Source organism: Mesorhizobium sp. BR-1-1-10, from assembly GCF_020165595.1.
Lineage (GTDB): Bacteria > Pseudomonadota > Alphaproteobacteria > Rhizobiales > Rhizobiaceae > Mesorhizobium > Mesorhizobium australicum.
In genome coordinates this window covers 23,782-50,407 of record NZ_JAIUIL010000009.1, presented here as the reverse complement: position 1 = coordinate 50,407, position 26,626 = coordinate 23,782, and the positions used below count along the sequence as shown (strand labels likewise).

Below are 26,626 nucleotides of genomic sequence, written 5' to 3'. Positions count from 1 at the left end.
TCGTGGCTATCTAGTACCAACTGTCGCAAATACCGGATGCAGCTTTGGCCGCACTTGGCATAATGCGTGAATCTGGTATTTGCGACAGTTGGTACCGGCATGCGCCGTACAACAGTGCGGCGCATGATTCATTTCATCGCCGAGAGATTTAGCCCATGATGCGTCAGTATGAGCTTGTCGAGCGCGTCCAGCGCTACAAGCCTGACGTCAACGAGGCGTTGCTCAACAAGGCCTATGTCTACGCCATGCAGAAGCATGGCCACCAGAAGCGCGCTTCCGGCGATCCCTATTTCTCGCATCCGCTCGAAGTCGCCGCCATCCTCACCGAGATGCACATGGACGAGGCGACCATCGCCGTCGCACTGCTGCACGACACCATCGAGGACACGACGGCGACGCGGGCCGAGATCGACGATCTGTTCGGCCCCGAAATGGGCAAGCTGGTCGAGGGCCTGACCAAGCTCAAGAAGCTCGACCTCGTCTCCAAGAAGGCCGAGCAGGCGGAGAACCTGCGCAAGCTTTTGCTGGCGATCTCGGAAGATGTTCGCGTGCTGCTGGTCAAGCTCGCCGACCGTTTGCACAACATGCGCACCCTCGATCACATGCCCGAGGCCAAACGCCTGCGCATCGCCGAGGAGACGATGGATATCTACGCGCCGCTGGCCGGGCGCATGGGCATGCAAGGCATGCGCGAGGAGCTGGAAGAGATCGCCTTCCGCTTCATCAATCCGGAAGCCTACCGGGCCGTCACCGCGCGGCTCGCCGAGATATTCGAGCGCAACAAGGGCGTGCTGACCGACATTGAAAAGGCGCTGTCGGCCCTGTTTGAAAAGCACGCCATCAACGCCGGCGTGAAGAGCCGGCAGAAGAAGCCATGGTCGGTGTTCCGCAAGATGGAGGCCAAGGCGCTGTCCTTCGAGCAGCTGTCCGACATTTTCGGCTTCCGTGTTGTCGTTGACAGCGTCGAGGACTGCTATCGCGCGCTGGGTGCCATCCACACCACTTGGTCGATGGTGCCCGGCCGTTTCAAGGATTACATCTCGACCCCGAAGCAGAACGACTACCGTTCGATCCACACCACCATCGTCGGGCCTTCGCGCCAGCGCGTCGAACTGCAGATCCGCACCCGCGAGATGAACAAGATCGCCGAATACGGCGTCGCCGCCCATTCGATCTACAAGGACACCGGCGGCAAGACGAACGGCGCCGGCCATGCGATCTCGAAGGAGACCAACGCCTACGCTTGGCTGCGCCGTACCATCGAGCAGTTGGCCGAGGGCGACAATCCCGAGGATTTTCTCGAGAACACCAAGCTGGAGCTGTTCCAGGACCAGGTGTTCTGCTTCACGCCGAAAGGCATGCTGATTGCCTTGCCGCGCGGCGCCACGCCGATCGATTTCGCCTATGCGGTCCACACCGATGTCGGCGACACCTGCGTCGGCGCCAAGGTCAATGGCCGCATCATGCCGCTGATGACGGAACTGAAGAATGGCGACGAGGTCGAGATCATCCGCTCCAAAGCGCAGGTGCCGCCAGCCGCATGGGAATCGGTCGTCGTCACCGGCAAGGCGCGCGCCGCCATCCGCCGCGCCACCAAGAATGCGATCCGCAAGCAGTATTCTGGCCTTGGCGCGCGTATCCTGGAGCGTGCCTTCGAACGAGCCGGCAAGACCTTCACCAGGGAAAGCCTGAAGCCCGTGCTGCACAGGCTGGCACGCAAGGACATCGAGGATGTGCTGGCATCCGTGGGGCGCGGCGAACTGGCCTCAACCGATGTCATGAAGGCGGTGTTCCCCGACTACAAGGACGAGCGCGTCACGCCGGCAGCGCCCAAGCAGCGCGAGGAGGGCTGGTCGAAGATCCGCAACGCCGCAGGCATGCTGTTCCAGATACCTGGCCGGGCCGCGCGCAAGGACAAGGACCAGCCAGGCGCCGGCGCCGTGCCGATCCGCGGCGTGCGCGGCGACCTGCCGGTGCGCTTCGCGCCGGAAGGCGCGGTCCCTGGCGATCGTATCGTCGGCATCGTCCAGCCGGGCACCGGCATCACCATCTACCCGATCCAGTCTCCGGCGCTGCAGGCCTTCGACGATCAGCCGGAGCGCTGGATCGACGTGCGCTGGGACATCGACGAGCGCACCAAGGAACGGTTCCCCGCGCGCGTCTCGGTCACCGCCATCAACGCGCCGGGTTCGCTTGCCGATATCGCCCAGGTCGTTGCCTCCAACGACGCCAACATCCATACGCTGTCGATGGTGCGCACCGCGCCCGATTTCACCGAAATGCTGATCGATCTCGAAGTCTGGGACCTGAAGCATCTCAACCGGCTGCTGTCGCAGCTCAAGGACAATTCGAGCGTCAGCGATGCGCGGCGCGTCAACGGCTAGCGATAGCCGGCCATGGGGGACGAGATGAATACCGACGAAGTGCTGGACATATTCCGCGAGGCTGGCGCTGTTCTCGAGGGTCATTTTATCCTGACGTCGGGCCTGCGCAGTCCAGTTTTCCTGCAGAAGGCACGCGTCTTCATGCATGCCGACAAGACCGAGCGGCTGTGCAAGGCGCTGGCCAAGAAGATCCGCGCCGCCGTGCCAGGCAAGATCGACTATGTCGTCGGGCCGGCGATCGGCGGCTTGATCCCGGCATACGAAACCTCGCGCCACCTTGGCGTGCCGGCGATCTGGGTGGAGCGGGAAGGGGGCGAGTTCCGCCTGCGCCGCTTCGAGATCGATCGAGGCGCCCGCGTTGTCATCGTCGAGGACATCGTCACCACCGGTCTGTCGATCCGCGAAACCATTGATTGCCTGCGCGACGTTGGCGCAGAGGTGGTCGCGGCCGCCTGCATCATCGACCGTTCGGCCGGCAAGACCCATGTCGGTGTGCCGTTGATCGCGCTTGCCGAATATGAAGTTCCAGCCTACCCGCCGGACAGGTTGCCGCCGGAGCTTGCCGCCATCCCGGCCATCAAGCCGGGCAGCCGCAACATCTGACGAGGAGGTCGAAATGATCGCCGGCATCGACCATTTCGTGCTGACGGTCCGCTCGGTTGAAGCGACCTGCGACTTCTACCGGCGCGTGCTTGGCATGCGGCGCCTGGATCAGCCGAACCGGCCGACAGCGCTTCTGTTCGGTTCGCAGAAGATCAACCTGCACGAAGTCGGCCGCACTTTCGAGCCAAAGGCGAGGACGCCGACGCCGGGTTCTGGCGATTTCTGCCTCGTGTCGGCGGTGCCTCTCGCCGAAATCCAGGCCGGCCTCGCGGCCGACGGCGTTGCCATCGAAGTCGGTCCGGTTGAGCGCATCGGCGCGCGAGGACCTATGATGTCGGTCTATTTCCGCGATCCCGACGACAATCTGGTCGAGGTCAGCGAATATCTGAAGTAGGCACCGCGCCGGAAGGATATCGTCTCGGCCCCGGATGGTGACCTTGTCGAAGCCGGCCGGAACCCTCGGCCGCATATCGGTCATCCGGCTGCGACAATTAGCCGAAACCACTTCTCAAATTCGCCGCGATTGTCCGATGTGGAGAAGATGGATCTGACCAAAAATCTGGCGCTGCGGACGCTGAGCGTACGGCCTTCGGTTGTTGTTGGGCTTGCGGATGGCTATATCAAAGTCGCGATTGCCTTCTGGCGACCGTAAAGCGCAAGATGTGGCGGTCGAAGCCTGGCTGGAAACAGCCGGCGTGTAAGCTGTGAACTGTCGGGAATAGGAAGAGAGTGCTTTTTCGTCGCCGCAAGCCTGATGGCCTTTTCGAGCGGGTGCGTACCTATCTGTGGCCGCGCCGTTCGTTTTCGCGCTCGCTTCAATATTTCTCCAAGCGCATTCTGCGGCTGAAGGCCACCCCGCATGCGGTGGCGGCCGGCGTCGCCGCGGGTGTCTTTGCTTCGTTCTTCCCCGTCGGTTTCCACTTCATCATTGCCGCCGTTCTGTGTTGGGTGATCGCCGGCAATCTGGTGGCCGCCGCTCTGGGAGCCGTATTCTTCGGCAATCCGCTGACTTTTCCGCTCTTGTGGGGCGCATCCTGGGAAACCGGCAAGCTCATCCTGCACGATCGCCTGCCGACACATGGTCCGCCGGCGCATCTGGGCGAGATGCTGCACACGCTTTCCTTCGCCAAATTATGGCATCCCGTCCTGGAGCCGATGCTGATCGGTGCGGTGCCGCTCGGGCTGGTGTTCGGCCTGGTGTTCTACGGCATCACGCGCTGGGGCATGAATGTCTTCCGCGAACAGCGGCGCAAGCGGCTGGCCGAGCGCGCGAGACGCCGTGAGCATTCGCCTCATCCCGGCGGAAGCGTCGGTTCCGCCGCCCAATGATCATCGGCATCGGCAGCGACCTGATCGACATCACACGCATCGAGAAATCGCTGGTGCGTCACGGCCAGCGCTTCATCCAGAGGATCTACACCGAGGTGGAACAGGCGCGTTCGGAGAACCGGCGCGCCCGCGCGGCTTCCTACGCCAAGCGCTTTGCCGCCAAGGAGGCGTGCGCCAAGGCACTGGGCACTGGTCTGGCACAAGGGGTCTTCTGGCGTGACATGGGTGTCGTCAACCTGCCCAGCGGTGCGCCGACGATGGCGCTGACCGGCGGGGCGCTGGCGCGGCTGGAAAAGATCCTGCCTCAAGGTCATCGGGCGGCGATCCACCTCACCATCACGGATGATTTCCCGCTCGCTCAAGCCTTTGTGATCATAGAGGCGTTACCGGTCGAAGAAGCGCCACATTGATTGCATCTGACGACCGGCATGGACGTTGCCCAGCGCGCGCCGAGACTCTATACCATCCAACGCACAATCGAGGACGACATGAGCGTGGCTGAAAAATCTCAGAAGAAATCCGGCGGGCTTGGCGAAACCGTCAGCGTCATCGTCCAGGCGCTTTTGCTCGCCCTGGTCATTCGCACGCTGCTGTTCCAACCGTTCTCGATCCCGTCGGGCTCGATGCGGCCGACGCTTCTGGAAGGCGACTATCTGTTCGTCACCAAATGGTCCTACGGCTATTCACGCTATTCGCTGCCTTTTGGACCGGACATTTTCTCGGGCCGCATCTGGGGCTCCGAGCCCAAGCGTGGCGACGTGGTGGTGTTCAAGTTCCCGCCTGATCCGTCCGTCGACTACATCAAGCGCGTCATCGGCCTGCCCGGCGACAAGATCCAGATGAAGGATGGCCAAGTCTTCATCAATGGCGTTGGCGTGCCGCGCGTCAAGACCGGCCAGATCGACAATCCCGACATCACGGAAAAGGATTATCCGATCGACGTCTATCGCGAGACGCTGCCCGATGGTGTCAGCTATGACACGCTCGACCTGTCGCCGAACTCGATTGGCGACAACACCCGCGAATTCGACGTGCCCCCCGGCCACTATTTCATGATGGGCGACAACAGGGACAATTCCGCCGACAGCCGTTTCACCGTCGGTTATGTTCCGGCCGAGAACCTGGTCGGCCGCGCCAACCTTGTCTTCTTCTCGATCGCCGGCAAGGCTAGCCCGCTCGAAATCTGGAAATGGCCGTCGCTGATGCGCGCTTCGCGCCTGTTCCACTTCGTCAACTGATGGCCTTGAAGCGCCCGACAGGCGAGACTCTGGCCGGTTTGGTGATGGCCAGGACCGGCCATGTTTTCAGGGACATCCGCTTACTTGAGACCGCCTTGACGCATTCCAGCGCGGTCAAGGCGGCAAGCAACAATCAGCGTCTTGAATTCCTTGGCGACCGCGTGCTTGGTCTTGTCGTCGCCGATATGCTTTTCGAGAAATTCCCTGATGCACCGGAAGGTGAAATCGCGCCCCGTTTCAATGCGCTGGTCGATGCAAAGACATGCTCGGAAGTCGGCATCGAGATGCAGCTGGAGAATCTGGTCCGGGCCGACGCCGCCTTGAAGACGCGATCGCGCGGCTCCGGCGGAAATTATCTGGCTGATGCCGTCGAAGCCCTAATCGCGGCAGTTTATCTCGATGGTGGTATCGACGCCGCGCGGCGGTTCGTTCTGCGTTATTGGGAGCCACGTTCGAGCACGGTTGTGACGAAGCCACGTAATCCGAAATCCGATTTGCAGGAATGGATTGCCAAGACGAGTGACGCGCGCCCCGAATACGTGATCGAAAAACGCGAAGGGCCCGACCATCAGCCGGTCTTCACTATTTCTTTGCAGGTTAGCGGCTTTGCACCTTCCGTCGGTACCGGCGGCTCCCGCAGGGCGGCCGAAGAAGCGGCGGCTTCGGCATTTCTCGTGCGCGAAGGCGTGTGGGCCAATAAAGGGAGCGCGGCATGACCGCCGAAGACACCGCAGCCGCTCCCGTCACGCACTCCGGCTTCGTTGCGCTGATCGGCGCGCCTAACGCGGGCAAGTCGACACTGGTCAACCAGCTGGTCGGCGCCAAGGTCTCGATTGTCACCCATAAGGTGCAGACGACACGCGCCATCGTGCGCGGCATCGCCACGCACGACAACGCGCAGATCGTCTTTGTCGACACACCGGGCATCTTCAAGCCCAAGCGGCGGCTCGACACCGCGATGGTGACCACCGCCTGGGGAGGCGCCAAGGACGCCGATATCGTCCTGCTGCTGATCGACGCCGAGCGCGGCATCAGGGGCGATGCTGACGCCATCCTCGAACGGCTGAAGGACGTGCGCCAACCGATGGTGCTGATTCTCAACAAGGTTGATCGGGTCAAGCACGAGGCGCTGCTGGCCCTGTCTGCGGCAGCGAACGAGAAAGTGCCGTTCCAGCGCACCTTCATGGTCTCCGCGCTGACCGGTTCCGGCTGCAAGGACCTCCTCGACTATCTGGCGCAGGCGCTGCCGGCCGGCCCCTGGTACTATCCGGAAGACCAGATTTCGGACCTGCCGATGCGCCAGCTGGCAGCCGAGATCACACGCGAGAAACTCTATCTCCGGCTGCATCAGGAACTGCCCTATTCCTCGCACATCGAAACGGAGAAATGGGAAGAGAAAAAGGACGGCTCGGTGCGCATCGACCAGACCATCTTTGTCGAGCGCGACAGCCAGAAGAAGATCGTGCTCGGCCACAAGGGCGAGACCATCCGCGCCATCGGGCAGGCCGCGCGGATGGAAATATCAGGCATACTGGAACAGAAGGTGCACCTGTTCCTGTTCGTGAAAGTGCGCGAGAACTGGGGCGATGATCCCGAGCGCTACCGCGAGATGGGGCTGGAGTTCCCCCGCTAAGGCCGAAAAATCCTGGCGCGCCATCGCGCGGTGGCCGACCACAAGCATTGGGCGTGAGGCTAATGCATGTCGCCCGGAAGTGTCCTCGGTTCCGGGACAACGACAAAATCAGAAGCTTACAGCAGGTCGGCGAATCCGATTCGCCGCGACGTGCTGTAGAGCACGTCGCGGTTTACGCGAACCGCGAACCGCCCGGGGTGCTGGGAAGCAGACTAAGGCGAAGCGCGGGCTCCACCATGCGGCCCGCGATTGGCGCGAGACCAACTCAGATTCTTGGCAAGCCGCCAACGAAGCGGCGACGCGCGCTGAGGCCGGCTTTCCGCGCCGTGATCTGGAGCCGCTGCTGGTGTTGTTTTCGCGCCGACAGCGATACGAGGACAGAAATCACAAATTTCTCGAGTTATTTTAGATTTAGAGTTTAAAAGACCGCAATCCATAGACTAAACTGGTCTATGCAGAAGGATACACTTATTTGTTACAAAAATATGACGATGTTCCATTTGTGCCATTTTAAATTCAAGCCAGATCTCATTAGTGTTATTTGTGCAACACGTATTTAATCTGTAGCGAGAATCCAGCGCATTTATGGAATTGTCATTGAAGGTGGACGATTGGTGGGTATGTTCGCCGCGAAAAGGGGACGCGGTGCGGGCCTTTTTCATTGTGGGGGTGAGGCGGGAAAACATATCCGCCAGCCACAATTCAGAAGCCATTTTTTCAAACTTGACTGGAGAGGTCAGAAAATGAACATCAAGAGCCTCCTTCTCGGCTCAGCCGCGGCTTTGATCGCGGTGTCCGGCGCGCGCGCCGCGGACGCGGTTGTCGTCGCCGAACCGGAACCGGCCGAATACGTCAAGATCTGCGACGTCTACGGCGCCGGCTATTTCTACATCCCGGGCACCGAGACCTGCCTGCGCATCGGCGGCTATCTCCGCTATGACATCGGCGTCGGCGATTCCGGCACGCTGGATGGCGTCAACAACGTTGGCGATCACATGGACGGTGGAAACCACGACACCTACTACAAGAACATGCGCTTCACGCTGAGGACGTATACCGGCCAGGAAACCGAACTCGGCACGTTGAAGACCTTCACCGAGACCCGCTTCCAGTTCGGCAACTCCTCGGGCGACTATGATGGAAGCTCCTCGACCTCCTGGCAGGCCGGCAACAAAACCACCAGCCTCAACTTCGCCTGGATACAGCTCGGTGGCCTGCGCGTCGGTAAGGATGAAACTGCATACGACCAGTTCATCGGTTACGCGGGCAACGTCATCCAGGACACGATCATCCCGTACGGCGTCAAGGACACCAATGTCGTCCAGTACTATTTCGACGCTGGCAGCGGCTTCACGGGCGTGGTCTCGCTCGAAGAAGGCACGGGCGTCAACACCATCGACAGCTATGTTCCGCATGTCGTCGGCGGCTTGAAGTACAAGGGCGACTGGGGCGCGATCACCGGTGTTGTCGCCTATGACAGCAACTACGAGGAAGTGGCCGGCAAGGTTCGCCTGGATGTCAACGTCAGCAAGGAACTGTCGCTGTTCATCATGGGCGGCTACGGCACCGACGACAACCTCACAGACGACGCCCACAATGCCATCGACGTACATGGCCGCAGCCAGTACAAGCCGTGGGGCGGCAACTGGGCCGTCTGGGGCGGCGGTACCTACAAGTTCAACGAGAAGACCTCGTTCAACGTCCAGGCTTCGGCTGACGACGACAAGAACTATGCTCTCGCCGCGAACGTCGCATACACCATCGTCCCGGGCTTCACGGTCACGACCGAAGTCGACTGGGATCACTACGGCAATTTCGGCAATCCATCCATCTACGGCAACTGGTCCAAGGCCGACAAGAAGGACAGCGTCGGCGGCATCGTCCGCTTCCAGCGCAACTTCTAACGGATCGACTGACCTCACCAACCGCCCGCAGCACATTGCTGCGGGCGGCTTTTTTATGCCTCGTTGCGAGAGCCGGCACAGGCGCCAGACCCATACCTTGATTTCGCCACCCGATCGGTGAAAAGCTCCTGATATGGAATGGCGCGACGAGGGAATCATTCTCGGCACCCGCAGGCATGGCGAAACCAGCGCCATTCTCGAGGTGATGACGCGCGCCCATGGCCGCCATCTCGGCCTCGTGCGCGGTGGCCGCTCGCGCAAGCAGCAGCCCGTTCTCCAGCCAGGCAATCGTGTCGATCTCTTGTGGCGCGCGCGCCTCGACGAGCACCTGGGCACTTTCCAGGCCGAAGCCATCGAGATGAACGCCGCCCGGCTGATGGACAGTGCCGTTGCCGTCTACGGCCTTCAGACGATGGCGGCGCATCTGCGCCTGCTGCCCGAGCGCGATGCCCATGGCGGCCTCTACGAGGCGCTTTCGGTGATGATCGTTCATCTCGACGACGCAGATGCCGCCGGCGAATTGGTGGCGCGCTTCGAGCTTCTGATCCTTGATGAACTCGGCTTTGGCCTCGATCTCAGCCAATGCGCCGCCACCGGCACGAGGCAGGATCTGGCCTATGTCTCGCCTAAATCCGGACGCGCGGTGTCGCGCGGGGCCGGCGCTCCGTGGCACGACAAGATGCTGGTGCTGCCCGCCTTCCTGCAGCGCGGCTCCGGCCAGCGCGCCAATCATGCGGCGATCGCGGACGCCTTCCGCCTGACCGGCTTCTTCTTCACCCGTCACGTCTACGAGCCGCGCGGCATCGATCAGCCCGATGCGCGCGCCGGCTTTCTGGCCGCACTGCGCAAGCACCACGCAGCGCAGAAGCCCATCGCCGGAGAGAGCGCGGCCGGAGAAATCATCCGATGAGCGAAGTCGAACTCTATCCGGGCCGGGTCTCGCCGCTCGGCCTCGGCACCATTCCTCATGCCGACATCCTGAAATACACCGGCTTGGAATTGCTGCAGCGAATCGTCGACGGCAAATACCCGGCACCACCGATCTCCTTCCAGCTCAGCTTCGCGTTGACCGAAGTATCGGAAGGTCGCGCCGTGTTCCGGGGCGTGCCGAACGAACGCCACCTCAACCCGTTGGGCGGCGTTCACGGCGGCTGGGCGGCGACGCTGCTCGATTCAGCGTTGGCGTGCGCGGTGCAGACCCTGCTCGACAAGGGCGAGGCTTACACCACTGCGGAGTTCAAGGTGAACCTGACGCGGCCGATCACGCCCAGGACCGGTGAGGTTGTCTGCGAAGGCAAGGTGGTTCACAAGGGCCGCACGCTTGCCGTTTCGGAAGCGACGCTGAAGGATGCCGGCGGCAAGCTGCTGGCTTTGGGTACCGAGACATGTTCGATATTTCCAGCCGCCAATCTGGCGGCACGTTGAACTTTCAGCCGTTTAGCCGCCGTATTTCAATGTCAGTGAGATGAAGCGTCAGTGAAAACTGGCCTGGTTTGGGGGAACCGCCATGTTTGAGAGCCTGATCGGCCTCGTCGCCATCATTGCCTTGTTCGTCATTATTTCGCGTCAGCAGGGCCGCATCGGTCTGATCGAGCGTGAACTTGGCGCACTGCGCAGCCTCGTGCTTTCGAGCGCGGTATCGCCCACGGTCAAGCCGTCGGAACTGGAGGCGGCGCAGGGCAGGGCCGACACCGCGCCGGTGGCCGCGCCTGCCGACATCGCCCCGGCAGCAATCGGCGAGCCGGCCCCCGCGCTACAGGCCACGGAGGCGGAAATCCCGGCCGGAGGGCCCGGCCCTTGGAGCGCGCCCGAGATCACACCGAAAACGCCAGAGGTCGCGCCGGCCGCGGTCGCCAAAGCCGCTCGCCAGTCCGACGTCGAAACCGCGCTCGGCACGCGTTGGGCGGTCTGGGTCGGCGGCATTGCGCTGGCTCTGGGCGGCTTGTTCCTGATCCGCTACACCATCGAGGCCGGCATTTTCGGGCCCGGCGTGCGGCTCACCATGGCGGCGGTGCTCGGGTTGGTGCTGGTCGCCGGCGGCGAGTTCATTCGCCGCACCGGCTTCAAGGTACCGGTGCAAGGTATTGCCGGCGCCTATATTCCGGCGATCCTGACCGCGGCCGGCGCCTTCATCCTGTTCGGCACCGTCTATGCCGCCCATGGCATTTACGGCTTTATCGGCCCCGCGCTTGCCTTCACGCTGCTCGGTGCGATCGGCGTTGCGACCATTGCCGCCGCTCTCGTCCATGGCCAGGCGCTGGCCGGCATCGGTCTCGTCGGCGCCATGGTGACGCCGGTGCTGATCGCTTCGCAGGCGCCCAATCCGTGGGCGTTGTTCGGCTATCTGGCCATCGTGCTCGCCGCCACTGGCGTGATCGCCCGCATGCGCGACTGGAGGACGCTGATGGCGGCCGCTTTTTTCGGTACCGGCGTCTGGACCATCCTCTACATGACCGACGCACCGGGCGCGAACCTCTCCGCCATACTGCTCATCGATGCTGTGACGCTGGCTGTGCTTGCCCTTGTCTGGCTGAGCAGTCGTGGCGGCGAGACCGGACTAGCAGGGACTTTCGACTGGCCATCCATCGTGCCTGGACTGTTCGTCGCCTTCTCGGCGCTTGGCCTCTCGGTTGACCCGGTCTTCGCCGCTGCCGGTGATGCTTTGCCGGGCGCGGTGCTGCTTGTCGTGATGATAGCGGTCGCGCTCTACCGCCCACTGGCGCTGCCACTGCTTTATGGCGCGGGACTGGTGACGGTGCTGATCTATCTCGGCATCATCCCGCCAACGTCTATCGCTTCCGACTTTTCGGGCGGCGCTTTGGGTGTTGATGGGGTGCCCTTGGCCACCGCTGACGCGCTGAGCTTGCGTATCGGTATTGGTCTCGGTCTTGTTTTCGTCGCCGCTGGTTTGTGGGCCGCGCGCCGCTTCGCCGCCACGGCGCGGATCCGAGCAGCCTCTTGGGCTGCATGGGGTGTCATCGTGCCGCTGGTGGTCCTGCTGGCGCTCTGGTTCACCTTCGGCAATCTCGACCGCGACTTTGTCTATGCCGCCATCGCGGCCCTGCTGGTCCTGATCTTCGCCGCCGGCGGCGAGTGGATCGCGCGGGCCGAGGAACCGCCGCTCAAGGGCGGAGCCGCAGTGTCGTTTGTTTTGGGCGGCGCGGCAGTCGCCGGCCTCCTGATGCTGCATATGGCTTTTGATTCCGGTTGGACCACCATCCTGCTTGGTGCCGCCGCGATCGTGCCGGCGCTCGCCACGCGCTGGCGCTCCTATCCTGTGCTCGGCTGGATTTCGGTCGCCGCTGTCATCGCGGTGCTTGGCCGCGCCGCCTTCGATCCGACGATCGTCGGCGCCGAATTCCTGGCGACGACGCCGGTCTTCAACTGGTTGCTGCCGGGCTACGGCGTGCCGGCGCTCGCCTTCGGCTTCGCGGCCTGGCAACTCGCCCGCACCACCGATGGCCGTCCACGCCTGGCCATGGAAGCGGCGGCGGCACTGTTTGCGCTGCTGACGCTCGCCATGCTGGTGCGTCACGCAATGCATGGCGGCGTCATCAACAGCGATGCGCCGACGCTCGCCGAACAGGCGATCTACACGCTGATCGCCGTCGGTGCCGGCGCCATCCTGATCGCCATCGACAGGCGCTCGCCAAGCTCGGTGCTGCGCTATGGTTCGATGGCGGTGGGCGTGCTCTCGGCCGCCTTCATCGTCATCCAGCATTTTCTGGTGCTCAATCCGTTGTTCACGGACGAATCGACCGGCCGGATACCAGTCTTCAACCTCTTGTTCCTCGCCTATCTCCTGCCGGCCGTCGCCGCCGGTGGTCTGGCGCTCTATAGCAGGGGCAAGCGGCCGAAATGGTATTCGGCCATGCTGGCGCTGATGGCGGCGCTGCTTGCCTTCGCCTATGCCACGCTTTCGGTCAGGCGCCTGTTCAAGGGCGAGTTCATCGGCATGTGGAGCGGCCTTGGGCAGTTGGAGACCTATACCTATTCGGCGCTCTGGCTGGTTATCGGCGTGGCGCTGCTCACCGCCGGCGTCTGGCTGAAATCGCAGGTGCTGCGCATCGCCTCCGCCGCGCTGATCGCGGTGGCCGTCCTGAAAGTCTTCCTGTTCGACATGTCGGAACTGGAAGGTGTGCTCAGGGCGCTGTCCTTTATCGGGCTCGGCGCCGTTCTGATCGGCATCGGCCTGTTCTACCAGCGGCTGCTGACGCGGGCGGCAAAGGAGAAATTGCCGGCCGGCGAACAATAATAGTCGGAATTCAACACTGCGCGGGAATAAACCGGCATCCGCCGGCGTTATCTCATTGCTTGGGTGACCGGAGCGGTGGACCGCTTCGCGCTGGCTGCTTGCGCCGTGCCGGGAAGGCGCGTTCTATCGGATCAACAAGGGCGACCTCAGAACCAGCGGTCATGGACGAAAAAAAGGCAGCAATCCTTGGTGAAATACCGCGCCTGCGCCGCTACGCACGCTCGCTTCTGCGCGGCCGTGATGCTGCCGACGACCTCGTTCAGGACTGCCTCGAGCGTGCGCTGTTGCGGCTCGACAACTGGCAGACGGGAGAAAGCCCCAGGAGGTGGCTGTTTACGATCATGCATCATTTGTTCATCGATCAGATGCGCAAGGTGAACCGCCGCGGCGAAGCGGCGATGCTGCCGCTGGAGGCGGGCGAGGCGGTTGCCCAGCCGCCCGAACAGTTGGAGGGCATCGCTTCGCGCGAGATCATCGACGCGTTGCAGGCGCTCAGCCCCGATCGCCGCGCGGCCATCGTCATGGTTGCCATAGAAGGCTTTTCCTATGCCGAGGCTGCCAACATTCTGGGTGTTCCCGCCGGCACGCTGATGTCGCGCATCGCGCGGGGGCGTGAGGAATTGCGCGGGCTGCTGGACGACACAGCGCGCCGGCGCGCCATAAGGATCGTCGAGAAATGATCCGCCGCGATTTTTCCGAACGGGACATCCATATGGCGCTCGACGGCGAACTGCCGGCCGATGAGCGCGCCGCCTACGATGCCTGGCTCGACGCCAATCCCGAGATGAAGGCCAGGAGCGCCCGCTTCACCGCCGACCGGGAGGCGTTGCGCTCGGCCTTCGCCGGCGTGCTGGACGAGGTGGTGCCAGTGCGCTTGCGCAAGGTGGTGCTCGGTGAAGCGCCTGTTAAGGCAGCAGTGCGACGCTCACGCTGGTGGCTTGCCGCCGCCGCGGCCGTGCTTCTCGCCACGGGCGGATTTGGCGGCTACTTTGCGGGTATCGGAGGGATCGGGCAGGAGGATCCGGCGGAGGATCAGCTCGCCGAACAAGCGATCGCCGCCCATGTCATTTATGCCGCCGAGAAGCGGCACGCGGTGGAAGTGCCGGCCAGCGACAAGGATCATCTGCAGACCTGGCTGTCCAGTCGGGTCGGCCTGAAACTGGTGGCACCGGACCTGAGCGCGAACGGCTTCCAACTGGTTGGCGGCCGGTTGCTGCCGGCGGGGGAAAGCAAGGCCGCGATGCTGCTCTACGAAGACGACAAGGGCGAGCGCATATCCCTCTTCGTGACGGCGGAATCGACCGAGAATGCCAAGGGCACCTATGCTTCGGCGCAGGACGGTCCGCAGGCCGTCTACTGGCTGGATAAAGGCTATGGCTGTGCCGTCGTTGGTTCGCTGCCGCGCGAGCAGTTGGCGGCCGTGGCCAAGAGCGCGTATGGCCAGCTTCTGGCCGGTCTCTCCAGCTGAGCCGGCTGCGATCTTGCGCGGTCGGCTGGCATGAAAACAGCGATTCCGTTCAAAGCTTGTCAGCTTCCCTGCCGTCGCGGAAAGTGTCACAATTCGGCCCTAATCAAGGAGCGATAGCGCTTGATGAATACCGGCGCTTCGGCCGGTGTTTGCGACGCTTTTCGACCGGGGACGTTGCCGCAACGCAATCGAGGTTTTCTCAAGCCGCATGCCTGCCGAGATCCGCACGGCCCGCGCGTCTGACGTCGATGACCTCGCCGCCATCGAGAAAGCTGTATTCTCGAGCGACCGCATTTCCCGCCGCTCCTTCCGCCTGTTCATCGAGCGCGAGACCGCCGAGACGCTGGTCGCCGAAATCGATGGCCGCGTCGGCGGTTATGCGATCGTGCTGTTTCGCAAGGGCAGTGGGGTAGCACGGCTCTATTCGATCGCCGTCGGACCGTTTTTCGGCGGGCTCGGCATAGGCCGGCAATTGCTGGCCGCGGCCGAAGAGGCAGCCTTCGAACACGACCGCATGATGCTGCGTCTCGAAGTGCGCGAGGACAATGGCCGTGCCATCAGCATCTATGAACAGGCCGGCTACCGCAAGATTGGCCGCGAGCCCGGTTACTACGAGGACGGCGCGACGGCACTGCGCTATGAAAAAACCCTGCGCGGCGACCTTCCGGTCGCCACCAGGGTGCCATTCTATCAGCAGACCTGCGAGTTCACCTGCGGTCCATGCTGCCTGATGATGGCCATGGCCAATTTCGATCGTGGCTTCGTGCCCGACCCGGTGATGGAAATCCGACTCTGGCGCGAGGCGACGACCGTCTTCATGATGTCAGGACCGGGCGGCTGCGAACCATTCGGCCTGGCTGTCTCGGGCTACGAAAGCGGGCTTGCGGCGGAGATTTACGTTTCCTTCTACGGCGCATTGTTCCTGCAGTCGGTGCGTAGCGAGGACAAGCGCCGGGTCATGGAACTGGCACAGGTCGACTTTCGCCGCCGCGCGGAACTTTACGGCATCCCGGTGAATTACCGTCCATTCACCATCGACGATATCAGGGCGGCTCTCGCCGGGGGCAAACTGGTGCTGGTGCTGATCAGCGGCTTCCTGATGTTCGGCAAGAAGGTGCCGCACTGGGTGCTGGCCATCGGCGATGATGGCGATCATATTCTGATCCACGATCCGTGGGTCGAGGATGAAAGGCAGGAAACCATCCTTGATGCCGCCAACATTCCCGTGCCTTACGGCATCTTCATGAACATGGCGCAGTTCGGCCGCGACGGACTGCGTGCCGCCATCACTTTGGGAAAGAGATAATGACCTGGGTCATTCTTACCGGCAGGCAGAGCGATCTCGACCAGGTGGCGACGCCGCACAAGATCATCACCAATCGCGACTATCTCGCGCATCCCTCGCTGTTTCGCGGTCAGCGGCCTAAGGTCATCAACCTGTCGAACAACTACGGCTATCAGAGCCGCGGCTACTATGCCTCGCTGCTGGCGAGTTCGCGCGGCCACAAGGTCATCCCGACTGTGGAGACGATGATCGACCTATCGGAGCGCAAGCTCTACGAGCACGCCTTGCCGGAACTGGAACTGGCGCTCAACAAATGCCGCAAGGATCTCGGCGGTGTATTTCCGGCGAAGGTCTGCATCTTCTTCGGCATCGGCCCGTCCAAGGTCTGGGACCGTTTCGCCAAGCTGTTGTTCGACTGGTTCCGGGCGCCGGCGCTCGAAGTCCATATCAAGGACAGCGCCGAATGGGCTTCGATCCGCAAGATCGGCTTCCACCCCCTGGCTCGGATGACGGAGGACGAGGAAAAAAGCTTCATCCAGTGCCTGGAGACCTACACCAACCGCGAGTGGCGCGACACCAAGGGCCGCACGCCGGCGCGCTACACCTTCGCCACGCTGGTCGATCCGCATGAGGAATTGCCGCCTTCGGAAATCTCTTCGCTGCGCTACTGGGCCAAGATCGCCGAAAAGATGGGGGTCGAAATCGAGCCGATCACCAGAAAAGATCTGGCCAAGCTCGCGAATTACGATGCACTGTTCATCCGCGAGACCACCTCGATCTCCAACCACACTTACCGCTTCGCTCGCCGCGCCCAGCAGGAAGGCATGCCGGTCATCGACGACCCGCTGTCCATGATCCGCTGCACCAACAAGGTCTATCTCAACGAACTGATGGCCTACAACAAGGTGCCGGTGCCGCCGACGGTGATGATCGCCGGCACCTCTGACCTCGAACTGGCCGCACAGACGCTGGGTTTTCCACTCGTGTTGAAGATTCCGGATTCGTCCTTCTCGCGCGGCGTCAAGAAATGCGAGACCCTGGAGGAACTGACGCGGCTCGCGACCGAGTGGCTGGAGGATTCCGACCTTCTCATCGCGCAGAAGTTCATCCCGACCGAATATGACTGGCGTGTCGGCGTGCTCGGTGGCCAGCCGCTGTTTGCCGTGCACTATCTGATGGCCAAGAAACATTGGCAGATCGTCAACCACAAGGCCAATGGCAAGCCCGACCAAGGCGGCATCAAGACCTTCACGCTGAAGGAGACGCCGGCCCATGTCGTCGAGACCGCCGTCAAGGCGGCGCGCTGCATCGGCGACGGCCTCTACGGCGTCGACCTCAAGGAGACCAAGGACGGCGTCTTCGTCATCGAGGTCAACGACAATCCAAACCTCGATCACGGCTGGGAAGATTCCGGCGAGAAGGACGAGGTCTGGGTGCGGCTGACGCAGTGGTTCCTGGAGCGGCTCGACCGGCCGGGGCGGTAATCATCCGAGGGGAAATATGCAGTTCATCGTCATCGAGGATTTCACCGGCTGCGACCGCAAGGAAATCTACCGCCGGTTCCGCGCGACCGCGGCCGCCTGAAGCCGGAGGAGCTTGTCGTGCATCACAGCTGGATCGCGGCTGATATGAGCCGCTGTTTCCTGCTGGTGGAGACCGATGATGTCACGTCGCTGCAGCGCTGGGTCATCGAATGGGCTGATCTGGTCGAGTTCGAGATCGTGCCCGTGGCGACCAGCAAGGACATGGTGGCGGCCTTGAGCGGACACCTCTGACCATCTCCCTCCCGGTCAGCGCAGCGCCGGCGAGCCAACCGCGCGTTGGCATCGGTTGACCAGCCAATCGCGGAACGCGGCCACGACATCGCGGCTTGCGCTTCGCTCTGGAACCGTCAGGCAATAGGGCTGGCGCAATGCAATCGCGCCGCCGGCCGGCCGGACCAGCCTGCCGTCCTCCACGGCTTCGGCACAATAAATCCCTTGCGCCAGCGCCACGCCCAACCCCGAAATGGCGAGGTCGAGGGCCGCGCGCGACGAATTGGCCGAAAGGCCGCGCCGTGCCGCTCGGCCAGGGTGAGCACCCGCGGCCTCGAACCAGTTGGGCCAGGACGGAAACGATGCGCCTGTCGGCCCCCAGTCGGTGTGGATGAGCGGCAGCCCGGCGAGCGGCTCGCCGCCCGCCTTGGTGATGCCGGCAAGCCCTGGCGCGCAGACGGGATAGACGGCGTCCCTGGCGATCTCCTCGGTCGGGTGCTCGCGATAATGCGGACCATAGGAAAGCCTGATGTCGATCAACTCGCGGTCGAACGACACCGGGTCGTCATCGCCCCGGAGCGATATGTCGGCGGCGCCGTGGCTTGCGACAAAGCCGGCGAGGCGCTGCGAGAGCCAGCCCATGGCCATGGATGGCGGCACCGACACCACCAGGCGCGGGCGGAATGCATCGGCGCCCAGTTCGCGAGAGACGCTGCCGATCTCCTGGAAGGCCACGGTCAGCCGAGGCAGCATTTCCACGCCGGCCTCGGTGAGGACAACGCGGCGGTTGATCCGATGAAACAGCTTGCGTTCCATCTGCACCTCCACGGTGCGGATAAGCTGGCTGACGGCGGCGGCCGAAACCGAAAGCTCTTCCGCCGCCGCGGTAAAGCTGCCCGTGCGCGCCGCGGCCTCGAAAGCCTGAAGTCCTTTCAGGGATGGGGATGTGGCCATGATCGCTAAATAGGTAAGGTAAGCTTATCTAAATCGCAGAAATCGTCGTTTCTGGAAAGCTTTTTCGTCGACTAGAATGGCTTCATCATTCTTCAGCCTGGATCGAAGCCGATGGACCATCGCGACATTATCGCCTCATTGACACCGGAAGAGCGCAACCGCCTGACGGCGAAGTCCGATGTTGCGGGCCTGTTCCAGCTCGGCACTCACTTGGGTGCGATTATCTTCATTGGATCGCTGATCGCGGCCGAGGTCCCATTCTGGCCGTTGCTGATGCTGCCGCAAGGCATCCTGATCGTGTTCCTGTTCACGCTGCTGCATGAGACGGCGCACCGCACGGCTTTCGAAACACAGTGGCTGAACGACGGCGTGGCGCGGCTGTGCAGCCTGGCCATCGCGCTGCCGGCCGACTGGTTCCGCTACTTCCATTTCGCTCACCACCGGTACACGCAGGATCCCGAAAACGACCCCGAGCTTGCCTTCCCGAAGCCCGAAACCCTGCGGCAGTACATTGTCCACGTCTCTGGGCTTCCGGTATGGTGGGGCCATCTCAAGACACTCTACGCCAATGCGATTGGCGGTAGTCAGGAGAGCTATGTACCGCCGAAAGGCCGACGCAAGGTGCGGGCCGAGGCGCGCGCCATGATTGCCTTCTACGCTGTCCTCATTCTGCTCGCCGTTCATTTCCGTCTCACCGTGCTCTTCTATGTCTGGATCACTCCCGCTCTGCTCGGACAGCCATTCCTGCGCCTCTATCTGCTGGCCGAGCACGGTCGTTGCCCGCTGGTGGCCAACATGCTGGAAAACACCAGGACGACGCTGACCAGCTGGGCGGTGCGCAAGCTCGCCTGGAACATGCCGTTCCATGCCGAGCATCATGCCTATCCCGGCGTTCCGTTTCACCAATTGCCGCGGTTTCATGCGCTGATCGAGCGGCATCTGAAGGTGGTCGAGCCCGGCTATGTCAGCTTCCATGAGAAATACCTGGAAACGCTGCGCTGACTTGCGCTGACGTCATCAGCCGGTCTGGCTGCGTGTCGTACGCGACTTCAGCAGGCGCTGGATGTCGGCCGGCTTTGACGGCACGCCGATCAGATAGCCTTGCGCCTCGACACAGCCATTGTCGCGCAGCATGTCGAGTTGCGCCTCCGTCTCGACGCCTTCGGCCGTGACGACGATGCCAAGCTCGGCACCCAGCCCGATGATGGTCCGAACGATGGCCGCCGTGTCGCGGTTGCCCATGTCGCGAATGAATGATCGGTCGATCTTGATCTTGTCGACCGGAAAACGCCTGAGGTAGCCGAGCGAGGAATAGCCGGTGCCGAAATCGTCCAGGGCGATGCGGATGCCGAGCTCACGCAACTGGCGCAGCGTTTTCAGCACGGCCTTGCTTTCGTCCATCAGCACGGTTTCGGTGATCTCCAGCTCCAGCCGTCCAGCCGGAACGCCGGAAAAAGCCAGCGCCGAGATCACCCCGCGGGCAAACCCGTTGCTTTTGAGCTGCACGGCCGAGACATTGACCGCAATGCGTAGGCCGGGTGGCCAGCTTGCGGCCTCTGCGCAGGCTTTCCTCAGCGCCCACTCGCCGAGCGGCACGATCAGCCCGGTCTCTTCGGCGACCGGGATGAAGTCGTCCGGCGCGACAGTGCCACGCCCTGGTGAATGCCAGCGCATCAAGGCTTCCGCGCCGGTGATCTCGCCGGAAGTGATGTTCATGATGGGCTGGAAATGGAGATCGAACTCCTGGCGCGGCAGTGCTGCCTCGAGGTCCACTTCAAGCGCCCTGCGGGCCTGCACGACAGCATCCATTCCGGGCTCGAAGAAGCGATACAGGTTTCGTCCTTCGCTCTTCGCCCGGTAGAGCGCCGTATCCGCGTTTTTCAGCAGCGTGTCGGCGTCCCTGCCGTCGTTGGGGAAAACGGCAATGCCCATGCTGATGCCGACATGCATGTCCCGGCTCTTGTCTCTAAATGGTTTTGCGATTGCTTCGACGATGCGCTTTGCCAGTTTTTCGGCATCGCCAATGCCCTTGAAATGGAACTGCATGACGACGAACTCGTCGCCGCCGAAGCGGGCGACGATGTCTGTTTCGTTGCGGACGCAATGCCGCAACCTCTCGGCTACGCTTCTCAGCAGCCAGTCGCCTGCGGGGTGTCCCCAGGTGTCGTTGACCGCCTTGAAGCGGTCGAGATCGAGCGAGAAGATCGCCAACGGCTTGGCTGCCGCGTCCTCCAGCGCAAGATCGAGCCGTTCGCGAAACTTCGAGCGGTTGGGCAGTCCGGTCAGCGTGTCGTGATGCGCAAGATGGGTCATGCGCTCTTCGGTCCGGCGGCGCTCGGTCACGTCGTCGAAAGTCACCACCCAACCGCCGCCGCTCATCGGCCGGCGTGTGACCAGAACCGTCCTGCCGTCGGTCAGATGCCGGTAGGCCGAATGCGTCTTTGCCGCCGCCAGACAGGCTTCGGTTTTGGCGACTTCGCTGTCGACGTCGATCTTCATGTAGATGCCGAGTTCCAGCAATCGTTCGAGTGCGTTGCGGTGCGTCGTTCCAAGCGGGAAGTCCTCCGCAGTGACGTTATAGAGCTCCAGAAAACGCCTGTTGCGCACAATCATCTTGCCGTCGGCGTCGTACATCAGCAGGCCCTGCGACATGTTGGCGAGTGCCGCGTCGAAACGGCGATGCTGCTCCTTGAGATCCTGCTCGGCGCGCCGCTTTTCGGTGATGTCCTCGTAGATCGAAACCCATCCACCCAGGGCAAGCGGACGGTGCGAGATGTTGATGATGCGGCCGTCAGACAGCGTCTCCTCGTAAGTTGAGGGTTTTGCCTGGTCGATATAGGGCTTGCGGATGGCGTAGAGTTCTTCGGCGCTTTGCGAGGCAACCCCGATATCGACGCTGTGCCGCAGGATGTCGACGAAGCGAATGCCTGGCCGTACCACTTTGGCGTCGAGCCGGAAGATGTTGATATAATTGCCGTTGCAGATGATCATGCGCTCGTCGGCGTCGAACATGCACAGGCCATGCGACATGTTTTCGACAGCAGCTGAAAAGCGTTCGTTCTGCTCGCGCAGCTCATCTTGCATGCGGCGCGGGTGTTCCATGCCTCCGGCCGCCCGTTCCGGGACGACCGAACCACCCTTGACATCCACGACGGGCATGAGGCGCCCCTGCGATGCTTGATCGAACACCACACTGTTGACGCTTCCGGTTAATTTAGCGTTTTCTATCCTAGCGCGGACGTCGGAACGTGATGCCGCGACTTCTCGATCGCCGAAAACCGCTTCAGGAACGCATTCTGCGCTGAGGTCACCGAGCGTGGCGCGAAGTCGAAGCGCTCGGCGGAAAAACCGCGCGGCCGGCCGAAGAACTCGGTCGCCTCGGCGGTCGAAAACCCGGCAAGCAGCGTCGCCTCGAAATAGGCGGCGATCTGGTCGGCGCGCTTGATCTCCTTGCGCAGGATCGCACCCGGTTCCGGCGGCAGCGAGAAGCGCAGATGGATGGCGCGCTGCAGGCGCACTTCGCAGTCCTTGTAGCTGCCGCCCATCACCGACTTGAATGGCGAGATCATGTCGCCGATGACATATTCGGGCGCATCGTGCAGCAGCGCCGCCAATTGGTCGTCGGCCGAAGCCTTGGGCACCAGCTCGTTGAACAGTGCCTCGACCAGCAGTGAATGCTGGGCAACCGAAAAGGCGTGCTCGCCGCTGGTCTGGCCGTTCCAGCGGGCGACGCGGGCAAGCCCATGGGCGATGTCCGAGATCTCGATGTCGAGCGGCGAAGGGTCGAGAAGGTCGAGCCGGCGGCCGGACAGCATACGCTGCCATGCCCGTGGCGGCGCACCGGCGCGGTCTGCCGCCATCAGGCTTCCTCCGCGCCGGCGATTTCCTGCGGAAAGCTGAATTTGGCCCAACTGGGGATGATGAGCGTCACCGGTACGTCACCCGCCAGGATCGGCTGGCCGGCATCGAGCGCCGCCTTCACCCTGTCGATGCGGGCGATGGCGAGCCCTGTCACGGTAGCACTCGAGCCGAGCGTGCCGACCGGCCGCCCACCGACGGTTAGCTCGGCACCCGCAGAGGGCAGGGGAAGCCCAGCCTGGACAATGAGCACGCGCCGCCGGGCGGTGCCTCGATGCTGCATGCGCGAGACGACCTCCTGGCCGACATAGCAGCCCTTCTTGAAGCCGACGCCGCCCATTTCGTCGAGCAGCACGTCATGCGGGAACGCATCGCCAAGTGCATAGTCGGCCCCGCTCTCGGCGACGCCGTGGGCAATGCGAAAGGCCTGCCACGCGCCAATGTCGCCACCGTCCGCGGTGCCGGCATGGAAGCGCGTGACGCCTTCGTCGCCAAAGCGCCTGTCGGCAAGCGCGGTTGAATCACTTTCTGAGGCGATTGACTCTTTTCCCCAGGCGACAGTGACAAGTGCCTGTCCCGACTTCGCAATCTCGACCTTGGCGCGAAGCTTGTAGAGCATCAGCCGGCGAATGAAATCGTCTGAAATATCGGCACGGCATTCGATGCGGAAGGCGTTTTCGCCTGCCCGTGAGATCAGGAAGTCGAACAGGATCTTGCCTTGCGGCGTCAAAAGCGCGCCCGGCTTTGCCTCGCCATTGCCAAGCGTATCGAGATCGGTGGTCAGGATGTTCTGCAGAAAATGCTCGGCATCCGGGCCGGAGACGGTGATGAGCGCGCGGTCTTTCAGCAGGGCAAAGGGCATGGGGCGGATTAAAAGCCTGATCTTGCAAAACGGTTGGCCATTACGTAAGCCGCTGACACTCCCCCCGCAAGAGAGCATCACCATGACCTACGACCTCATCCTGACAGGCGGCATAGTGGTCAATCATGACGGCGAGGGGCCACGCGACATCGGCGTGAAGGGCGGGCGCATCGCCGCGATCGGCGATCTGCGCCAGGCATCGGCTGGCGAGACGATCGACTGCCGGGGCCTGCATATCCTGCCCGGTGTCGTCGACAGCCAGGTGCATTTCCGTGAGCCGGGACTGGAACACAAGGAAGACCTGGAAACGGGTTCGCGGGCCGCGGCGCTGGGCGGTGTCACCGCCGTGTTCGAAATGCCCAACACCAATCCGCTGACCACCAGCGAGGCAACGTTTGCCGACAAGGTCCGGCGCGGCAGCGGCCGCATGCATTGCGATTTTGCTTTCTGGGTTGGCGGTACTCGCGACAATACCAGGGACGTCGGCGAGCTCGAACGTTTGCCGGGGGCTGCGGGAATAAAGGTCTTCATGGGATCGTCCACCGGTGACCTGCTGGTCGAGGACGATGAAGGCGTCGCCTCGATCCTGAGGAATACCCGCCGTCGCGCCGCTTTTCATTCGGAAGACGAGTTCCGGCTGCGCGAGCGCCTGGACGAGCGCGTCGAGGGCGATCCGTCATCGCATCCGGTCTGGCGTGATGAGATCGCCGCCTTGCGCTGCACCGAGCGGCTGGTGCGCATCGCGCGCGCCGTTCGTGCCCGCATCCATGTCCTGCACATCTCGACCGCCGAGGAGATCCTGTTCCTCGAACAGCACAAGGATGTTGCGACCTGTGAAGCCACGCCGCACCATCTGACGCTGAGCGCCGACGACTATGCGCGGCTTGGCACGCTGATCCAGATGAACCCGCCGGTGCGGGACAAACGCCATCGCGACGGCGTCTGGCTTGGCATAGCGCAAGGCATCGTCGACGTGCTCGGCTCCGACCACGCGCCGCACACGCTGGCCGAGAAGGCAAAACCCTATCCGGCCTCGCCGTCGGGCATGACCGGCGTGCAGACGCTGGTGCCGATCATGCTCGACCATGTCAACGCCGGCCGGCTGAGCCTGCAGCGCTTCGTCGATCTCTCCAGCCATGGCCCGCAGCGCATCTTCGGCATGGCCAGAAAAGGCCGCATCGCCGCCGGCTATGACGCCGACTTCACCATTGTCGACATGAAGCGGCGCGAGACCATCACCAACGCGCAGGCCGGCACGAAAGCCGGCTGGACCCCCTATGACGGCAAGCAGGTCACGGGATGGCCGGTCGGCACGGTCATTCGCGGTCAGCGCATTATGTGGGACGGCGAAATCGTGACGCCAGGCCAGGGCACGGCGGTGGAGTTTTCCGAGGCGCTGCCGGGTTAGCCACCTGTGGCTGTGCGTCACGTCTTTGATTTTTAAGCGTTCCGCATTATGTTCAAGGCATCATTCGGACACATGTCGCGCCTATGATTGACCCCGCCGAGTTTCCAGAGCTGCAAGCGCTCCTGTGGAATCGCGATGTCGCGCGACTGATCCCGGCCAACGAAGCATTTGCGTTGTACGAGCGCAATTGGCGCTTTGTCGATCAGACACGGCTTACGACGCGCGAGAAATTGCTTATCCAGAATCTCGCCAGGGAATTCGGTCAGGTATCCTTCTGACTGCCGGCTGAATTGTCCTCCCGGGCTGTTTTTTGCATCGTATCTGCAACATCAATCCGGACACGTCGCGTACGCTAGCGGTGCTATTTCGATTCTTCGAAACGAAAGCATTCGCATTTGCCCGGATGCCGACGTCAGTGCAAAACCTGCCGGCCCGCTCAAATAGCAACATCGTCCACGATGCTGTTCGCATCCTGGCGCAACCAGGGGGCCTTCAGTCGCCGGCGACGAAGAAGGTCCATTGCCCGGCTGGCGTAATGCCGACGCGATAGAAGATGTAGGCTCCGAACTGCTTCATGTCGTCGAAATCGCCGGCGGTGACGATCTTGAACAGCTCGACCCGTTGCTTGGCGTCGAGCTTGTCCAGCGGCAGCGCGAAGAAATACGGCCAGACATAGAGGTCCTGTGGCGTGCCTGCATCGACATGGACGTAGCCTGCGGAAAGCACTTCCTCCAGAATGGCCAGGATCTCCTGGCCATCAGGGTCGCCGGACAGCCCCTTGAGGAAGGTGATGGCGTCGCCGTCGATGTCGGCCAGCGACAGCTGGGTCATGCTGTCGCCCTTGCCGATCAAAGGCCTGAGCTTCTCGATGTCACCGCTCTTGCAGGCCTCGATGATCAAGTCATGCATGCGCCGCACGGGCTCGGGCAGCTTGCCGAGATCATAGACGACTTCCGGCAGAGGTGCCTCGGGATCGACACGCGGCCTGTTGCTGCCGCCATCCGATGGGCTGTCCGGCTCAGCGGCGTCGGGAGCGGCCGGCTGGCTTGTCGAAGGCGGCGTTCCCACCGGGTCAGGCATGGGAATCGTGCTTCCGGGCGGCGAAACATCGTCGTCCGACGGTGTGGCTGGAGCGGGGAGCTCTTCGCGTTTGATCTCGCTCAGCGCATGAGCCGGACTGCTGGCCAGGCAAGTCGTGAAGGTAACCGCGGCACAGCAAGCAGCGAGGCGGATGTAGAGGCCCAAGCCCTTCGGCTTGCCTGACATCGGAAAATTCACTGCCCGTATCTCCCTACTTCCGGGCATGACGCCCGAACGGCATTCGATCGTCAGAGAACCTGATATCGGTTCAGTGCCGCAGCCGCTCAGGTTCGAAGGCGCCTGCGATCACCTTCTCGCGCATGCGGTCGAGCAGGGCAAGGGCCGAGGTTTCGCCGTTGGCGCGCAACATTTCACCGAATGCCGTCTCAAGGGCCGCCTCGGCGATGATTTCTGGCTCAATGCCGGCCGAGAGGCCTTCCGCCCAGGCTTCGCTGTGGCTCTCAACCGCCGTCAGGCGCTTCTCTTCCCTGACCAGCGCGTCGATGTCGTTGGCAGCATGTTCCATAAGCGATGTCCACCCTTCCAAGCGGCAACCCATCAGTGTGGATCAGGCTTGATCTGTTACATTCATAGGCAGCTCCAAGTAAGTA

At 62.7% G+C, this 26,626-nt stretch carries 26 protein-coding genes; 20 read left to right on the top strand and 6 right to left on the bottom strand.

Annotated features, from left to right (window positions below; all coding sequences use genetic code 11):
- Window positions 1-155 precede the first annotated feature (155 nt).
- The 17 genes from LB555_RS20270 (at window position 156) to LB555_RS29325 (ending at window position 17,874) form a co-directional block, all read left to right on the top strand.
- Entirely contained in the window at window positions 156-2,384 is a 2,229-nt protein-coding gene (locus LB555_RS20270; RefSeq protein ID WP_023771627.1) for a RelA/SpoT family protein, read from the top strand.
- 24 nt (window positions 2,385-2,408) lie between these two features.
- Window positions 2,409-2,987, top strand: coding sequence for an orotate phosphoribosyltransferase (pyrE, locus tag LB555_RS20265; protein WP_023771628.1), 579 nt, complete (start codon window positions 2,409-2,411; stop codon window positions 2,985-2,987).
- 13 nt (window positions 2,988-3,000) lie between these two features.
- The gene (locus LB555_RS20260; protein WP_015318578.1) at window positions 3,001-3,381 is read left to right on the top strand and encodes a VOC family protein; all 381 of its coding nucleotides are present in this window, start codon (window positions 3,001-3,003) and stop codon (window positions 3,379-3,381) included.
- 335 nt (window positions 3,382-3,716) lie between these two features.
- The gene (locus LB555_RS20255) at window positions 3,717-4,316 is read left to right on the top strand and encodes a DUF2062 domain-containing protein (RefSeq protein ID WP_015318577.1); all 600 of its coding nucleotides are present in this window, start codon (window positions 3,717-3,719) and stop codon (window positions 4,314-4,316) included.
- Entirely contained in the window at window positions 4,313-4,726 is a 414-nt protein-coding gene (gene acpS / locus LB555_RS20250) for a holo-ACP synthase (RefSeq protein ID WP_224683588.1), read from the top strand. Before LB555_RS20255 ends, acpS begins: the two co-directional genes overlap by 4 nt.
- Before the next feature lie 78 nt (window positions 4,727-4,804).
- Window positions 4,805-5,554, top strand: coding sequence for a signal peptidase I (gene lepB / locus LB555_RS20245; protein ID WP_027144187.1), 750 nt, complete (start codon window positions 4,805-4,807; stop codon window positions 5,552-5,554).
- Window positions 5,554-6,270, top strand: coding sequence for a ribonuclease III (gene rnc / locus LB555_RS20240; RefSeq protein ID WP_140663269.1), 717 nt, complete (start codon window positions 5,554-5,556; stop codon window positions 6,268-6,270). The genes lepB and rnc overlap by 1 nt, the downstream gene beginning before the upstream one ends.
- The gene (era, locus tag LB555_RS20235; protein WP_015318573.1) at window positions 6,267-7,187 is read left to right on the top strand and encodes a GTPase Era; all 921 of its coding nucleotides are present in this window, start codon (window positions 6,267-6,269) and stop codon (window positions 7,185-7,187) included. Before rnc ends, era begins: the two co-directional genes overlap by 4 nt.
- A 743-nt stretch (window positions 7,188-7,930) precedes the next feature.
- On the top strand, window positions 7,931-9,091 hold the full coding sequence (locus tag LB555_RS20230) for a porin (RefSeq protein WP_140618485.1): 1,161 nt from the start codon (window positions 7,931-7,933) through the stop codon (window positions 9,089-9,091).
- A gap of 133 nt (window positions 9,092-9,224) precedes the next feature.
- Window positions 9,225-10,001, top strand: coding sequence for a DNA repair protein RecO (recO, locus tag LB555_RS20225; RefSeq protein WP_224683587.1), 777 nt, complete (start codon window positions 9,225-9,227; stop codon window positions 9,999-10,001).
- A complete protein-coding gene (locus LB555_RS20220) occupies window positions 9,998-10,516 on the top strand; it encodes a PaaI family thioesterase (protein ID WP_224683586.1) in 519 nt (172 codons plus the stop codon). The genes recO and LB555_RS20220 overlap by 4 nt, the downstream gene beginning before the upstream one ends.
- A gap of 82 nt (window positions 10,517-10,598) precedes the next feature.
- Window positions 10,599-13,346 (top strand): DUF2339 domain-containing protein, encoded by a 2,748-nt coding sequence (locus LB555_RS20215; RefSeq protein ID WP_224683585.1) that lies wholly within the window; start codon window positions 10,599-10,601, stop codon window positions 13,344-13,346.
- A gap of 161 nt (window positions 13,347-13,507) precedes the next feature.
- Window positions 13,508-14,026 (top strand): RNA polymerase sigma factor, encoded by a 519-nt coding sequence (locus LB555_RS20210; protein WP_140618480.1) that lies wholly within the window; start codon window positions 13,508-13,510, stop codon window positions 14,024-14,026.
- A complete protein-coding gene (locus tag LB555_RS20205) occupies window positions 14,023-14,814 on the top strand; it encodes an anti-sigma factor family protein (protein ID WP_140618479.1) in 792 nt (263 codons plus the stop codon). Before LB555_RS20210 ends, LB555_RS20205 begins: the two co-directional genes overlap by 4 nt.
- 208 nt (window positions 14,815-15,022) lie before the next feature.
- The gene (locus tag LB555_RS20200; RefSeq protein ID WP_140663080.1) at window positions 15,023-16,120 is read left to right on the top strand and encodes a peptidase C39 family protein; all 1,098 of its coding nucleotides are present in this window, start codon (window positions 15,023-15,025) and stop codon (window positions 16,118-16,120) included.
- Window positions 16,120-17,583, top strand: coding sequence for a RimK family alpha-L-glutamate ligase (locus tag LB555_RS20195; RefSeq protein ID WP_015318565.1), 1,464 nt, complete (start codon window positions 16,120-16,122; stop codon window positions 17,581-17,583). Before LB555_RS20200 ends, LB555_RS20195 begins: the two co-directional genes overlap by 1 nt.
- 117 nt (window positions 17,584-17,700) lie before the next feature.
- Window positions 17,701-17,874, top strand: coding sequence for a DUF3303 domain-containing protein (locus LB555_RS29325; RefSeq protein WP_246671945.1), 174 nt, complete (start codon window positions 17,701-17,703; stop codon window positions 17,872-17,874).
- Between the two features lie 15 nt (window positions 17,875-17,889).
- On the opposite strand, the gene LB555_RS20185 is transcribed toward LB555_RS29325, so the two are convergent.
- Window positions 17,890-18,807, bottom strand: coding sequence for a LysR substrate-binding domain-containing protein (locus LB555_RS20185; RefSeq protein WP_140791794.1), 918 nt, complete (start codon window positions 18,805-18,807; stop codon window positions 17,890-17,892).
- A gap of 111 nt (window positions 18,808-18,918) precedes the next feature.
- Here LB555_RS20185 and LB555_RS20180 point away from each other — a divergent pair, with 111 nt between their 5' ends.
- Entirely contained in the window at window positions 18,919-19,809 is an 891-nt protein-coding gene (locus LB555_RS20180; protein ID WP_224683584.1) for a fatty acid desaturase family protein, read from the top strand.
- A gap of 15 nt (window positions 19,810-19,824) precedes the next feature.
- Here the strand turns inward: LB555_RS20180 and LB555_RS20175 are convergent, their stop codons facing one another.
- From LB555_RS20175 to LB555_RS20165, 3 genes are all read right to left on the bottom strand, one after another.
- Window positions 19,825-21,966 (bottom strand): putative bifunctional diguanylate cyclase/phosphodiesterase, encoded by a 2,142-nt coding sequence (locus LB555_RS20175; protein WP_140726432.1) that lies wholly within the window; start codon window positions 21,964-21,966, stop codon window positions 19,825-19,827.
- A 65-nt stretch (window positions 21,967-22,031) separates the two neighbouring features.
- The gene (locus tag LB555_RS20170) at window positions 22,032-22,667 is read right to left on the bottom strand and encodes an HD family hydrolase (RefSeq protein ID WP_015318561.1); all 636 of its coding nucleotides are present in this window, start codon (window positions 22,665-22,667) and stop codon (window positions 22,032-22,034) included.
- On the bottom strand, window positions 22,667-23,527 hold the full coding sequence (locus tag LB555_RS20165) for a YgfZ/GcvT domain-containing protein (protein WP_015318560.1): 861 nt from the start codon (window positions 23,525-23,527) through the stop codon (window positions 22,667-22,669). The genes LB555_RS20170 and LB555_RS20165 overlap by 1 nt, the downstream gene beginning before the upstream one ends.
- Window positions 23,528-23,609: 82 nt before the next feature.
- Between LB555_RS20165 and LB555_RS20160 the strand changes: the two genes are divergently transcribed.
- Both LB555_RS20160 and LB555_RS20155 read left to right on the top strand, forming a co-directional pair.
- Window positions 23,610-24,935: a dihydroorotase gene (locus tag LB555_RS20160; protein WP_224683583.1), complete on the top strand. Its 1,326-nt coding sequence runs from the start codon at window positions 23,610-23,612 to the stop codon at window positions 24,933-24,935.
- An 83-nt stretch (window positions 24,936-25,018) separates the two neighbouring features.
- A complete protein-coding gene (locus tag LB555_RS20155) occupies window positions 25,019-25,213 on the top strand; it encodes a hypothetical protein (RefSeq protein WP_015318558.1) in 195 nt (64 codons plus the stop codon).
- A 214-nt stretch (window positions 25,214-25,427) separates the two neighbouring features.
- On the opposite strand, the gene LB555_RS20150 is transcribed toward LB555_RS20155, so the two are convergent.
- The gene (locus tag LB555_RS20150) at window positions 25,428-26,213 is read right to left on the bottom strand and encodes a hypothetical protein (protein WP_015318557.1); all 786 of its coding nucleotides are present in this window, start codon (window positions 26,211-26,213) and stop codon (window positions 25,428-25,430) included.
- 70 nt (window positions 26,214-26,283) lie between these two features.
- Window positions 26,284-26,541 carry a hypothetical protein gene (locus LB555_RS20145; RefSeq protein ID WP_015318556.1) on the bottom strand — a complete coding sequence of 86 codons (258 nt, stop codon included), beginning with the start codon at window positions 26,539-26,541 and terminating at the stop codon, window positions 26,284-26,286.
- Between the last annotated feature and the right edge of the window lie 85 nt (window positions 26,542-26,626).